Origin of the sequence: Mesorhizobium sp. BR115XR7A (genome assembly GCF_020165315.1) — a bacterium.
Taxonomy (GTDB): Bacteria; Pseudomonadota; Alphaproteobacteria; order Rhizobiales; family Rhizobiaceae; genus Mesorhizobium; species Mesorhizobium australicum.
Map to the genome: position 1 here is coordinate 439201 of NZ_JAIUHW010000003.1, position 12100 is coordinate 451300.

Below are 12100 nucleotides of genomic sequence, written 5' to 3' on the forward strand. Positions count from 1 at the left end.
AAATCAACCCATAATCGCGCTCTACGCGCCCCCCTGCGACCTGATCGCAGACCAAGGAGATTTTCATGACCAGACATCTTTTGCCCCTCGCGCTCGCCGCTGCAATCGCTTTTCCGGCGATGGCTGGAGCCACCGATCTGCCGACCCCGCCCCGCATCATCGTGTCCGGCGAGGGCGAAGCAACCGTGGCCCCCGATCTGGCGGTGCTGACGCTCAGCGTCATGCGCGAAGCCAAGACGGCGCGTGCCGCACTCGACGCCAACAATGATGCCATGGCCGCGGTGATCGCCGCGATGAAGGCCGCCGGCATCAAGGATCGCGACCTGCAGACCGCGGGCATCCAGATCACCCCCCGCTACAACTATACCAACAAGCCGGACGGCAGCCAGGAGGCCGAACTCGTCGCCTATCAGGTGACCAACACGCTCTCGGTGCGCGTGCGCGACGTCGACAAGACAGGCGAGATCCTCGACAAGGCGGTGTCGCTCGGCGTCAACCAGGGCGGCGGCATCGCCTTCACCAATGACAATCCGGCGGCCACCGTCACAGAGGCCCGAAAGAAAGCTGTCGCCGACGCCATGGCCAAGGCCAGGACGCTGGCCGAGGCGGCCGGGGTCAGCCTGGGCCGGGTGCTCGAGATCACCGATCAGAACATCAGGCCGGCGCCGATGCCGATCAACGCCAAGGCATTCGACGCCGCGGCCGGCGCGGCGCCGGTACAGGCCGGCGAGAACGCCTACAATGTCCAGGTCACCGTTACCTTCGAACTGAAGTAGGCGGCGCTGGACGCCGTGGCTGAGCATTGCTTGGCCACGGACCTGCTCAAGAGAGACCGCCGCGGGCAATAAAAACCCCGCGGAATCGCTCCCGCGGGGTTTCGGGCCACTTCTTTCCCTAGGGAAAGGGGCTCCAGACCTTCACAGAAGGTCCACGCCTGAGATTCTCAGCGGTTGATGACCGGGCAACCGCGCTCGTTGGCGAACACGATGACGACGCGGTCGCCGTACTGACGGCCCATCACCTTGACCACGCGGCGGTTGACATCGACGATGCGGGCACGGTGCAGCCCCATGCGCTCCGCCTTGTCGAGGGCGCGATCCGGCGAGCAGCCACGGCGCCAATCGTCGCGGCGCTCGTCCCGGCGGTGGCGATAGCCGTCGTCGCCGGCATAGACGCCGAAGCGCGGGTCCTGGTTGTTGCCGAAGCCAAGATAGAGGCTGTCGGCATGGGCGGGGATGGCCGCCAGCGTGCCGAGGCCGACCAGAGCCGAAAGCGCTGCCGTCTTGATGGTGGTGTACATGGTTCTCTCTCCTTGTTGCGGGCTTGCGCCCTCCTCGTGAAACCGATGGCGGGAGAATGCACCGGCCTGTCTGAACTATTTACGAACTGCCCGTTCATCCGCGGTTCATGTGGCGCCACACGGCAAAGCGCCGACCTTTCAAATCTCTCGCCGGCCAAATCCCTCGCCGGCACTCAACAATATCGCGCCAGGCGCCTCGCCCTCGCACGGTTCCCGACAGGCAACTCCTGACGATCTACCGCGCGCGTCAGGGCTCGTCGTCGAGCATAAAGTCAAAATAGTCTTCCGGCTCGGCCAGGTCGGTCTCGCTCGCCTTGACCCGGCCGCGCATGGAAATGCCGGCCTCGTGCACGGTCTCGGCACTGCCGGAAACCAACCGATGCCACCAGTAGAGGTCGCGGCCTTCCGCCACCAGCCGGTAGGCGCAGGTGCTGGGCAGCCAGCTGATGGTGCGCACATTCTGCGGCGTCAGGCCGACGCAGTCGGGAACGCGCGCCAGCCGGTTGGCATAGTCCGCACAGCGGCAGCTCTCGGCGTCGAACAGCCGGCAGCCGACGCTGGTCCAGTAGATTTCACCGGTGTCCTCGTCCTCGAGCTTGGACAGGCAGCACTTGCCGCAGCCGTCGCAGAGCGATTCCCACTCGGTGGGGCTCATCTCTTCCAGCGTCTTGGTCTTCCAGAACGGGGTTTCCATTTCCGGCATGTGGCCCCAGCCGCCGCCAAGGTCAAGCGCGGCGACAGCCGGAATGAGGCTGCAAAGGGGGCCGAATGACATGAAGTTGCCTTCAAAAGGTCGGCCAATAGCCCTGTACAGCCCCTAACGATGGGCAACTGGAACCAATTTCGTTAAAAGCGGTTTCGGCAAGGATGGGACCCCACAAGGAGAATTTCGATGAAACGCCAACCACGGATTCTGGCAGGCACAGCCCTTGGCCTGTTGATGGCATCCGCGCCGTTAGGCGCGTCCCCGCTTCAGGGGACAGCCGCGTTCGGCCCCATGCAACGCGGGGGGACACCGCTGATCATCCTGGCGCAGGACACCCCCACCGACCAGGGACAGGGCGACGAGGAACAGCCGCGCAAGAAGAAGCGCGAGCAGCAACAGCAGACCGAGACCGCTCCGGCCGCGCAGCAGCCCGCCCCCGCGGCTGAAGAGCAGCAGCCGCGCAGGAAGAAGCGCGACCAGCAGCAGCAGGCCGAGCAGGCGCCCGCCGGCGAGGCCGCGCCCGCAACCGACGAGCAGCAGCCGCGCAGGAAGAAGCGCGACCAGCAGCAGCAGACCGAACAGGCGCCCGCCGGCGAGGCCGCGCCCGCAACCGACGAGCAGCAGCCGCGCAGGAAGAAGCGCGACCAGCAGCAGACCGAGCAGGCGCCCGCCGGCGAGGCCGCGCCTGCCAACGACAACCAGCCGACCAAGCCTGGCAGGAAACACAAGCTGGACCAGCAGAAAGAGGCGCCGGCCGCCGTGCCGGAGACCGCTCCGACACCGAAGCAGGCTCCTGCCGGCGAAGCGACGCCGAAGGTTGAATCCCCTCCCGCCGGCGAGCAGGTTCCCGCCCAGGGCGAGCAATCCCAGGACAAGACGAAGAAGCACGGCAGGAAACCGGCTGGCGAACAGCCGGCGAATGGCGAGCAGCCCGCGACCGGCGAACAGCCGCCGACCGGTAGGCAGCCCACCACCGGCGAACAGCCGGCGACGGGAGAGCAGCCCGCCACCGGTGGGGCCGCTACCAATGGGAAGGCCGCGCCTGTCCAGGGCGAAAACCCGGTTCAGGGCGAAGCCCCCGCCGACAAGAATGCCGCCCCCATCCTCGACAGCCAGAAGGATGCCAGGCGCAAGGGTCGCGGCGAGAACGGCCAGGGCGGCGGGAACCCAGCCACCCAGCCCGCCAACCAGAATGGCGAACAGCAGAACGGCGGGCAGCAGAATGGTGGGCAGAATGCCCAGCAGGGCGGTGACCAGGGCCGGAAGCCGGTAGTGGCGCCGGTGGATCAGGGTCCGCCTCCAACCGACGACAGGGCCGCCCAGGAGGCGATCAAGACGGAAAAAATCGTCCCGGTGACGCAGGAGAAGGGCAAGCGGCTCGAGCGCGCGCCTGACGAGGACATCCGTGACCGCCGCCGGCCCAAGGGCGTCGACGTGCTCAAGGAAATCGGCGACCGGGTGATCGTCCAGTTCAACGACCAGACGTTCGTCCAAAGCAACGATCGACCGCGCCTGACCCGCGGCGCCAAGGATGTCTACTACGAGGACCTGCCGCAAGGCCGCACGCGCGAGACGGTCGAGCGCGACAATGGCTTCCGGATCGTCACCATACGCAACCGCTACGGCGACATCCTGCAGCGGTCGCGCATCGCGCCCGACGGTCGCGAATACGTTCTGAGCTATGTCGACGAGCGCAGCTACCAGGACGAAGATGACTGGCGCGATCCCGGCGATGACCTGCCGCCGATGCGGCTGACCATCCCGCGCCGGGACTACATCCTCGATTCCGAGGATGTCGAAAGCCCCGACGACTATTACACCTTCCTCGAACAGCCGCCGGTGGAGAAAGTGCAGCGTCTGTATTCGATCAACGAGGTCAAGCGTTCGGCTCGCGTGCGCGACATTGCACGGCGCATCGATCTCGACACGCTGAACTTCGAATTCGGCTCGTCCTCAATCTCCGACACCGAGGTGCAGAAGCTCCAGGGTGTCGCCGACGCCATGGAGAAGCTGTTGAAAAAGAACCCGGCCGAGACCTTCCTGATCGAGGGCCATACCGACGCCGTCGGCACGCCCGAGGCAAACCTTGCTCTGTCGGACCGTCGCGCCGAAGCGGTCGCCGAAGCGCTGACCAACGCCTTCGGCATCCCGCCCGAGAACCTGACGACACAGGGCTATGGCGAGGAGTATCTGAAGGTCGACACCTCGGCGCCCAACCGCGAGAACCGGCGCGTCGCCATCCGCCGCATCACCTCGCTCGTGGCGCCGGTGGCGAGCAACAACTGACCTGCTTTTCCAGCCACTTGCAGTGGTTTCTGGAACGAGGTCGGCAACAAGATCCCATCCCGGTCAACCGGGATGGGATAGACCGCGGACGGCACGGCCCGGGTCAACAAGAATTGTACAAGCCTTGGAGCCGGCTCATTGAATCACTGGGCTTCGCACCCCAGATTCCTGACTGGGCGTTCCCTGCCCCGTCCCGACTCCAGCGGGACGCATTGAGCCCCGCCGGCCCTCTCCGGCGGGGTTTTGTGCTTTTAGGTCCACCTAGCAAACGGTGGCCTGCCGGGCGCTCAACGAAGGATTAGGCGAATTGATGCCTACGAAAAAACCGGCGATCAGAGGCTGAGCGGCTTCGTCGGGCAATCGACGAGGGCGACCAGTCAGGTGAACCGGAGCCGTTCGATGTCGAGTCCTTTTTTGAAAGCAAGCGGCGGCGGCAGGACCCCCTTCAGTAGATGTTCCTGATCTTGCTGTCCGTCCTGGCAAACACCTCATCCGGCACAAAAAAGTCTCCGGCCAGCGGTCCGGTTGCGTCAGGCGCATAGACCGAGAAATCGCTGACGCCCTCGGCGCGCAGCACCTCTTCGTCGATATAGAAATTGCCTGATGCCTCGCGCGACGGCCGCATGAAGATCGCGTGCGCGGCATCGGCCATGATGTCGGGCGACCGGCTCATCGCCGCGACCGTCGCTCCGCCCAGAAGGTTGCGCACCGCGGCCGTGTCGATGGTCGAGATCGGCCACAGCGAATTGACCGCGATGCCATCCCTGGCGAATTCCGCGCTCATGCCCAGCGTGCACATCGACATGCCGAACTTGGCCATGGTGTAGGCGACATGGTTCTTGAACCATTTGGCCTTCATGTCGAGCGGCGGCGCCAGATTCAGGATGTGAGGGTTCTTCGCCAACTTCAGGTGTGGAATGCACATTTTGGACACGAGGAAGGTGCCGCGCGTGTTGATCTGATGCATCAGATCGTAGCGCTTCATGTCGGTTTCCAGCGTGCCGGTAAGCTGGATGGCGCTGGCATTGTTGACGCAGATATCGATGCCGCCGAATTTCTCGACGGTTCTGCCGACCGCCTCGGCCACCTGCGCTTCCTCGCGGATGTCGCATAGCACCGGCAGTGCCTTGCCGCCGGCCTGCTCGATCTCTTCAGCGGCGCTGTAGATCGTTCCCGGCAGCTTCGGATGCGGCTCCGTCGTCTTGGCGGCGATCGTCACATTGGCGCCGTCGCGCGCGGCGCGCAGCGCGATCGCCAGCCCGATGCCACGTGACCCGCCGGAGATGAACAGCGTCTTTCCCTTGAGCGACATTTTTCCTCCGCCTGGATTGTCTTGTGTCGCGATCCTTGCGCGCGCCAGAGCGGGATACAAGAGCTTGTGGTGCGACGCGATGGTGACGTAGCGGAGGGTACCGTGCCTTGTCGGCTGCAAACGACGTGGCGCCGAAACCGATTTGGCGTATGATTCCATACCGGATGGCAGATCACCAAATGGCTTTGTTCATCAAGAATGTCGAAGTGGAGCGGTTGGCCCGAGAACTTGCCAAGAGCCGTGGTGTGCCGGTGACCGAAGCGATCCGGCAGAGCCTCGAAAACGAAACTGCTCGCGAACACCTGACTTCTCAGCAAAACGAGTCTGACCTGATCGCGAGGCTGATGGAAATTTCAGAGCAAGCAGGCCGGATACCTCATCGGGACCGCCCAATGACCGAAGACGAAGTACTCGGTTACGATGAACTCGAAATACCGAGCAGCTGACGGATACTTCGTCCGCACCGTCGCGCCGCCCCTCATTGCCCTGCCGGGCATTTCTCCCCGTATAGTGACGGGGAGAAAGACGCTCTCATCGCGGACTTCGCCAATCATCACCTTTGCAAAAGGAGCGCCGAGGTCGCGGCAACTCCCTTCTCCCTGTCATTATACGGGGAGAAGGTGCCGGTAGGCGGATGAGCGGCAGCGCCGACCTCTGAAGATAATCGTCAGACTTGCCCGACATCCACTCCTAAACCAGAACCAGCCCCTGCCGCATCGCGATCGCGATGGCGTCCGTACGATTGGCGGCACCGAGCTTGATCAGGATCGCGGCGACATGGAACTTCGCTGTGTGGACGGAGATGTTGAGCCGCCGCGCGATCACCTTGTTGGGCGCCCCTTCGGCCAGCAGCGCCAGCACTTCCGCCTCGCGCGGCGACAGCGCTGGCCGGGTGGCGGCGCCATCGTCGACGGTTTCCTCGCCGAACAACCCGCTATGGCTTCCATCCCCATTGGCCGCATCATCGCGGTCGAAATCCTCATGCCTATCCGGCATCGAACGCCCTTCGCCGGACACCCGGTAGCCGGCGGCGGCCAGCCTGACGGCAGCGGCGATCAAAGCTGCGTCCGCGGCCAACGGCAGCACCGCAAACACCTGGCCTTGCGGCCGGCCCGCGCGGTCCGAAAGCAGTACCTTTGGCGTCGTGATGCTGCCGACGCCGGCTCGATCGACCGAGGCCGCGCTGTTGGCGACGGCGTCATCGACGATGGCGACATCGGCGACCCCGCCGCCGGCCACGACCGGCAGCAGATCGTCGGCCATGGCAAGCGAAGCCGACAAGCGCTCGGCACGCACGGCATCGCGCAGTGCGATCAGCACCACGAGCTGGCGTTCGCCGCGCGCCACGTCAGGCCTTGTCAGCGTGTCGCTTTCCATCCGTCCTCTCAGCTCAGCGGCTTTTCGCCGATCGTCAGCACGACGTCGCGCTGTTCGCCGCCGCGCACGACACCCAGCTTCACCGAAGCACCGGCGCTGTCGGGCCCGAGCCGGCGGATCAGGTCTCGCGGACCATGCACGGCCTCGCCGTTCCACGCCACGATGATATCGCCGAGCGAGAGGCCAGCTGCCTTGGCCGGGCCATTGTCGTCGAGGCTCATCACCATTGCGCCGTGCGCGTCGCGGTCGCGCACCGGATGCAGGCCGGCGCCGAGGTAACCACGTGCGACATGGCCCTTTTCGCGAAGCGTCGCCACCGCGCGTTCGATCGTCTCATAGGGCATGACCAGCGCGCGGCCACGCGGGCCGAACAGAAGCATGCCGATCAGCGCGCCCTTGGCGTCCAGCACCGGGCCACCCTCGAATCGGCCGTCGGCACCGACAGCCAGGTTGATGCGCCGGTCGATGGTGCCGCCGCGCATCGAGCGCCAGGCCGGGCCGACTTCGCCGACCGAGCCCGACACGGCCAGCACCGAGCCCTGGCTGCTGCCGATGGCTATGGCGATATTGCCTGGCCGAACGGGGCTGGCTCTATCGAGGACAGGCGCGGTGGCCGCATCCGCGGGCTTCAGCAGGGCGACGCCCGTCGAAGGATCGCGGCCGACCAGTTCGGCCTTCGCCGTCTCGCCGGAGGCGAGCGTCAGTTCGATCTCCTCGCCGGCCTCGACGGCTTCCTCGGCGGTGACGAAATAGCCGTCGCCCCAGTGGAAGGCGCTCGCCGTGCGGTGATGATGCGTGGCGAAGCTTGCCGTTCCCGGCGTCGCCTTGGCGGCGATATCGGCGATGGCATCGGAAAATGCATTCAGATTGAAGTCGCTCATGATGATCTCCTGGGTTTTCTCATGCCCCAGATATCGCTCGGCAGTACGCCAGGAGGTACTCGCCTGACGGCTAGTTGCAGGTTCGACTGGCCATCTGGTCAGGTCGCGGCGGTTCCGGCCGCTCCGCACATATAGTCACGATCAAGCCTGAAAACACGGAGCCTCCCATGGCCCTCGCCGCGCCAAAATTCCAACCGGACGAGACATTGCTCGACGCCTATTCGACGACGGTTGCCGAAGCGGTCGACCGCATCGGCCCGGCTGTCTGCCGCATCGAGCGCATCGGGGGGCCGGGCGGCCATGGCTCGGGCTTCGTCATCGCGCCCGACGGGCTGGTCGTCACCAATTTCCATGTCGTGGGTGACGCCAGGACGGTACGCGTCTCGATGCCGGACGGCGCCTCCAGCGAAGGCCGCGTGCTCGGCCGCGACCCCGACACCGACATCGCCCTGGTGCGCGCTGACGGCAGCTTCGCCGACGTGGCGCCGCTGGGCGATTCCAAGCGGCTGCGGCGCGGCCAGATCGCGATTGCCATCGGCAATCCGCTGGGCTTCGAATGGACCGTCACCTCGGGCGTCGTCTCGGCGCTCGGCCGCTCGATGCGGGCTTCGACCGGCAGGCTGATCGACGACGTCATCCAGACCGACGCCGCGCTCAACCCCGGCAATTCCGGTGGTCCGCTGGTCTCGTCGGCCGGCGAGGTTATCGGCGTCAACACCGCCATGATCCATGGCGCGCAAGGCATCGCCTTCGCCGTCGCCTCCAACACCGCGAACTTCGTCATTTCCGAGATCATCCGCTTCGGCCGCGTGCGCCGCGCCTTCATTGGCGTCTCCGCCGACACGGTAAACCTGCCGCGGCGCGCGGCTCTCTTGTCGCAGGTCTCGACAAGCACGGCGGTACGGCTGCGCAGCGTCGAGAAGGACGGCCCGGCGGCCAGGGCGGGTCTCAGGGAAGGCGACATCATCGCCGCAATCGACGGCCGCCCGGTGACCGGCGTCGACGACCTCGTGCGCATGCTCGACGCCGAGCGCATCGGCCGCGAGACGCTGTGCACCGTGGTGCGCCGCACCGGCGTCAGCCAGGTGATGGTGACGCCGGTGGCACGGGCGAGCTGAGGCTGCCGTTCAAGCCCCCGGGGCGCCTTCCGCATACCGCGCCAGGAACTCCTCGCTGGGCGGGATCGGCTTGATGACGTCGATCAGCACGCCGTTGGGATCCCTAGTGATGAAATGGCGCTGGCCGAAAGGCTCGTCACGCAGCGTTCGCAGGATAGGCAGGCCGGCAGCAAGGATCCGGTCATGGATCGCATCGGGATCGCGGACCTCGAAATTGATCAGCAGCCCGGAAGTCCGCCCCCGCCCCTCCTCGGGGATCGTCTCGTGGTCGCCCTGAACGATGCCGAGATTGACGCGCTTGTTGTCCACCGATTGCAGATGCACGTACCAGTCGCTCTCAAACAACGGCCGGAAACCGAAATGCCTGACATAGAAGGCCGCGGTGCCGGCGACATCGCCGGTCATCAGCACCGGGTAGTAGCTCGTCGTCTTCATCTTTCCTTCTCCCGTCAACTGACATACAGTCTGCATGTAAATTGAATTAACATACAGGCTGAATGTATGCAACAGAAATCCGCGCGTCGTTCCAATCGCGATCGCACCGAGACAACGCGCGCCGACCTGATCGCGGCGGCGCGCAAACTGTTCACGGAAAAATCCTATGCCGGGACCGGCACACCGGAGATCGTTGCCGCCGCTGGCGTGACGCGCGGCGCGCTCTACCACCATTTCGCCGACAAGCAGGCGCTTTTCGCCGCCGTGGTCGAACAGGAAGCCGCGGCGGTGGCGCGAGAGATTGACCGCGCCTCCCCGCCTTCGCTCAGCGCCCGCGATGCGCTGATTGCCGGTTCCGATGCCTATCTCACGGCCATGCGCGCGCCCGGCCGCACGCGGCTCTTGCTGCTCGACGGCCCCGCCGTGCTCGGCCGCGCCGCCATGGACGCCATCGACAACCGCCACGGCAACCGCTCGCTGCGCGAGGGCCTTGTCGCGGCGATGCGGACGCAGTCGATGAAAAGATTGCCGCCCGAAGCGCTGACCGCGCTGCTTGCCGCCGCCTTCGACCGCGCGGCGCTCGCCATCGAGGCCGGTGCGTCGGGCGAGGATTACCGCGCCGTGCTGACGGCGCTGATAGACGGACTGTCGCGCGCCTGAAGTGCCCCCGCGAATGTATCGTGCAGTCATCGCCCGGGTGCGGGGCGACGATGTCGCCATGCGTAAACTTGTCGCCGGCTGCCGCTGCCCGACCAGGACATCACGATTGCCGCAAGCCGCGGCTAGTCCGTCCAGCGCCGGAACAATGCGCTGGCGTTCACGCCGCCAAAGCCGAAGCCATTGGAAATCGCGTAATCCATCTCCATCGGCCGGGCGTGGTTTGGGACGAAGTCGATCCCGTCGCTTGCCGGATCGGGGGCGCTCAGATTGAGGGTTGGCGGTGCGACCTGGTCCCTGAGCGCCAGGACCGTGAAGATCGCCCCAAGCCCGCCGGCGGCGCCAAGCAGGTGGCCGGTCGCCGACTTCGTTGCGCTGACGGCTATGCCGAAATCTTCTCCGAAGACCCTTTTGATCGCGGCGATTTCCCCCAAGTCGCCGACTGGCGTGGAGGTCGCGTGCGCGTTGAGGTGGCGGACCTCCCGTGCCGAAATACCGGCTTGGGCAATCGCGATCTCCATGGCCCGGCGCGCACCGTCGCCATCCTCGGGGCCGGAGGTGATGTGATAAGCGTCCGCCGTCGTGCCGTAGCCGACCAGTTCGGCGAGCGGTTTGGCGCCGCGCGCAAGCGCGTGGCTCAATGCCTCGATGACCAGGATGCCGGCGCCTTCGCCCATGACGAAGCCGTCGCGCGACATGTCGAACGGGCGGGAGGCCTCCTCAGGACGATGATTGAAGGACGTGGAAAGAGAGCGTGCCGCGGCAAAGCCGCCGAGGCTGACCGTATTGATGCAGGCTTCCGTTCCGCCGCAGACCGCGATGTCGGCCTCGTTGGCGCGGATAAGACGCGCCGCATCGCCGATCGCCTGGATGCCGGCCGCGCAGGCCGTCACCGGCGCGCCGAGCGGACCCTTGAACCCATATCGGATCGAAATCTGTCCCGCCGCCATGTTCACCAGGAACGACGGCACCGTGAACGGTGAGAGACGCCGAACACCGCGCAGGTCGACGGTTCGCACCGCTTCGGTTATCGCGGGAAATCCTCCGACACCCGACGCGATGATCGTCGCGGTGCGGGTCCTGTCATCGTCCGAGACCGGGTTCCACCTGGCCTGGGCAACCGCCTCTTCCGCAGCCGCCAGCGCAAAGACAATGAAGCGGTCGGCCTTGCGCTGGTCCTTCGGCGCCAGGACGATGTCTGGATCGAAGCCAACTTCGGGGTCTTCCAGCAAGGAAGGAACCATTCCACCGACCTTCGCCGGCAGGTCTCGCACCATGTCGTCCGGAAGCTTTCGAAGCCCCGAACGGCCGGCCAGCAGGCGCGACCATGACGCTTCGACATTGGCCGCGAGCGGCGTGACCGCTCCCATGCCCGTAACAACGATCCGTCGCATCTATTTTCCTATCACTTGGCCAGCGCGTGCGGCTTTCAAGCCGCGACGGCTTCGCGAACCTGAGCGGTGGCGGCACTCAGAAAAGCCTTCGCGAGGTCGGGATCATTGACGGCGCGCGAGAGGACGACCGCGCCGACCATTGTCGAGAGAACGACCATGGCTTTACCGCCGGGCGCATCGCCGTCCGCCTCGCCAACCCATGAGCCCAGCATCTCGAGGTATTCTCGGATGCCGGCCTCAAATGATGCCTTCACCTCGGCGCCTTGCCTGGCAGCATCCGAGCCAAGCGCAACCACCGGGCAGCCGTCCATCCTTTCCTCGCGATGCCCCGTGCTGAGATAGAAGTCGATCACGGCGCCAAGCGGATCCTCAGGGCTCGCCGCGGCCGCCGTCGACCATCGGTTCGCAGCGCTTTCCAATGCCCGTCTGGACGCCTGCGCGACCAAGTCGTCCTTGGACGCGAACTGCTTGTAGAACCCGCCTTGGGTCAGCCCGGCGCCCTCCATCAAATCCTTGACGCCGATGCCATCGAATCCGCGCTCCCGAAAAAGCCGGCTCGCTACATCGATCACGGTTTGCCGGTTCTGCTCAGCTTGGCTGCGAGTCACACGCATCATTCGTCTCCTTTTTTGAT

13 protein-coding genes and 1 pseudogene are annotated in these 12100 nt (G+C 65.6%); 6 read left to right on the forward strand and 8 right to left on the reverse strand.

Features of this window, described 5'->3' with window-relative positions; genetic code table 11:
- Positions 1-65 precede the first annotated feature (65 nt).
- Positions 66-776: an SIMPL domain-containing protein gene (locus LB557_RS09120; protein WP_015316249.1), complete on the forward strand. Its 711-nt coding sequence runs from the start codon at positions 66-68 to the stop codon at positions 774-776.
- A gap of 167 nt (positions 777-943) precedes the next feature.
- Here the strand turns inward: LB557_RS09120 and LB557_RS09125 are convergent, their stop codons facing one another.
- The gene (locus LB557_RS09125; RefSeq protein ID WP_015316248.1) at positions 944-1300 is read right to left on the reverse strand and encodes a hypothetical protein; all 357 of its coding nucleotides are present in this window, start codon (positions 1298-1300) and stop codon (positions 944-946) included.
- Positions 1301-1547: 247 nt separating this feature from the next.
- The gene (locus tag LB557_RS09130) at positions 1548-1994 is read right to left on the reverse strand and encodes a YcgN family cysteine cluster protein (protein ID WP_041163697.1); all 447 of its coding nucleotides are present in this window, start codon (positions 1992-1994) and stop codon (positions 1548-1550) included.
- A 198-nt stretch (positions 1995-2192) separates the two neighbouring features.
- Here LB557_RS09130 and LB557_RS09135 point away from each other — a divergent pair, with 198 nt between their 5' ends.
- Positions 2193-4292, forward strand: a complete 2100-nt coding sequence (locus LB557_RS09135; RefSeq protein WP_224713052.1) for an OmpA family protein — start codon at positions 2193-2195, stop codon at positions 4290-4292.
- Between the two features lie 332 nt (positions 4293-4624).
- Positions 4625-4744, forward strand: a pseudogene (locus LB557_RS09140) (type II toxin-antitoxin system ParD family antitoxin); the annotation flags it as partial.
- Here LB557_RS09140 and LB557_RS09145 read toward each other — a convergent pair.
- A complete protein-coding gene (locus LB557_RS09145; protein ID WP_140713831.1) occupies positions 4738-5604 on the reverse strand; it encodes an SDR family oxidoreductase in 867 nt (288 codons plus the stop codon). The pseudogene LB557_RS09140 and the gene LB557_RS09145 sit on opposite strands and share 7 nt — an antisense overlap.
- A 179-nt stretch (positions 5605-5783) precedes the next feature.
- Here LB557_RS09145 and LB557_RS09150 point away from each other — a divergent pair, with 179 nt between their 5' ends.
- The gene (locus tag LB557_RS09150; RefSeq protein WP_224643878.1) at positions 5784-6050 is read left to right on the forward strand and encodes a type II toxin-antitoxin system VapB family antitoxin; all 267 of its coding nucleotides are present in this window, start codon (positions 5784-5786) and stop codon (positions 6048-6050) included.
- Between the two features lie 244 nt (positions 6051-6294).
- On the opposite strand, the gene LB557_RS09155 is transcribed toward LB557_RS09150, so the two are convergent.
- Positions 6295-6981 (reverse strand): response regulator transcription factor, encoded by a 687-nt coding sequence (locus LB557_RS09155; RefSeq protein ID WP_224643879.1) that lies wholly within the window; start codon positions 6979-6981, stop codon positions 6295-6297.
- Between the two features lie 8 nt (positions 6982-6989).
- The gene (locus LB557_RS09160; RefSeq protein WP_224643880.1) at positions 6990-7862 is read right to left on the reverse strand and encodes a S1C family serine protease; all 873 of its coding nucleotides are present in this window, start codon (positions 7860-7862) and stop codon (positions 6990-6992) included.
- 167 nt (positions 7863-8029) lie between these two features.
- Between LB557_RS09160 and LB557_RS09165 the strand changes: the two genes are divergently transcribed.
- A complete protein-coding gene (locus LB557_RS09165) occupies positions 8030-8980 on the forward strand; it encodes a S1C family serine protease (protein WP_224643881.1) in 951 nt (316 codons plus the stop codon).
- A 9-nt stretch (positions 8981-8989) separates the two neighbouring features.
- Here LB557_RS09165 and LB557_RS09170 read toward each other — a convergent pair whose 3' ends face one another.
- The gene (locus LB557_RS09170) at positions 8990-9415 is read right to left on the reverse strand and encodes a VOC family protein (protein ID WP_224643882.1); all 426 of its coding nucleotides are present in this window, start codon (positions 9413-9415) and stop codon (positions 8990-8992) included.
- A gap of 66 nt (positions 9416-9481) precedes the next feature.
- Between LB557_RS09170 and LB557_RS09175 the strand changes: the two genes are divergently transcribed.
- Positions 9482-10075 (forward strand): TetR/AcrR family transcriptional regulator, encoded by a 594-nt coding sequence (locus LB557_RS09175; RefSeq protein WP_224643883.1) that lies wholly within the window; start codon positions 9482-9484, stop codon positions 10073-10075.
- 122 nt (positions 10076-10197) lie between these two features.
- Here LB557_RS09175 and fabF read toward each other — a convergent pair whose 3' ends face one another.
- A complete protein-coding gene (fabF, locus tag LB557_RS09180) occupies positions 10198-11466 on the reverse strand; it encodes a beta-ketoacyl-ACP synthase II (protein ID WP_224643884.1) in 1269 nt (422 codons plus the stop codon).
- Between the two features lie 35 nt (positions 11467-11501).
- Positions 11502-12080: a TetR/AcrR family transcriptional regulator gene (locus LB557_RS09185; protein ID WP_140666011.1), complete on the reverse strand. Its 579-nt coding sequence runs from the start codon at positions 12078-12080 to the stop codon at positions 11502-11504.
- Positions 12081-12100 lie beyond the last annotated feature (20 nt).

What these genes read in the sequence shown, in the direction of transcription:
- LB557_RS09155 (WP_224643879.1), bottom strand. Translation starts at nt 6,981, where the DNA reads ATGGAAAGCGACACGCTGACAAGGCCTGACGTGGCGCGCGGCGAACGC.
- LB557_RS09175 (WP_224643883.1), top strand. Translation starts at nt 9,482, where the DNA reads ATGCAACAGAAATCCGCGCGTCGTTCCAATCGCGATCGCACCGAGACA.
- LB557_RS09120 (WP_015316249.1), top strand. Translation starts at nt 66, where the DNA reads ATGACCAGACATCTTTTGCCCCTCGCGCTCGCCGCTGCAATCGCTTTT.
- LB557_RS09130 (WP_041163697.1), bottom strand. Translation starts at nt 1,994, where the DNA reads ATGGAAACCCCGTTCTGGAAGACCAAGACGCTGGAAGAGATGAGCCCC.
- LB557_RS09185 (WP_140666011.1), bottom strand. Translation starts at nt 12,080, where the DNA reads ATGCGTGTGACTCGCAGCCAAGCTGAGCAGAACCGGCAAACCGTGATC.
- LB557_RS09160 (WP_224643880.1), bottom strand. Translation starts at nt 7,862, where the DNA reads ATGAGCGACTTCAATCTGAATGCATTTTCCGATGCCATCGCCGATATC.
- LB557_RS09150 (WP_224643878.1), top strand. Translation starts at nt 5,784, where the DNA reads ATGGCTTTGTTCATCAAGAATGTCGAAGTGGAGCGGTTGGCCCGAGAA.
- LB557_RS09165 (WP_224643881.1), top strand. Translation starts at nt 8,030, where the DNA reads ATGGCCCTCGCCGCGCCAAAATTCCAACCGGACGAGACATTGCTCGAC.
- fabF (WP_224643884.1), bottom strand. Translation starts at nt 11,466, where the DNA reads ATGCGACGGATCGTTGTTACGGGCATGGGAGCGGTCACGCCGCTCGCG.
- LB557_RS09145 (WP_140713831.1), bottom strand. Translation starts at nt 5,604, where the DNA reads ATGTCGCTCAAGGGAAAGACGCTGTTCATCTCCGGCGGGTCACGTGGC.
- LB557_RS09125 (WP_015316248.1), bottom strand. Translation starts at nt 1,300, where the DNA reads ATGTACACCACCATCAAGACGGCAGCGCTTTCGGCTCTGGTCGGCCTC.
- LB557_RS09135 (WP_224713052.1), top strand. Translation starts at nt 2,193, where the DNA reads ATGAAACGCCAACCACGGATTCTGGCAGGCACAGCCCTTGGCCTGTTG.
- LB557_RS09170 (WP_224643882.1), bottom strand. Translation starts at nt 9,415, where the DNA reads ATGAAGACGACGAGCTACTACCCGGTGCTGATGACCGGCGATGTCGCC.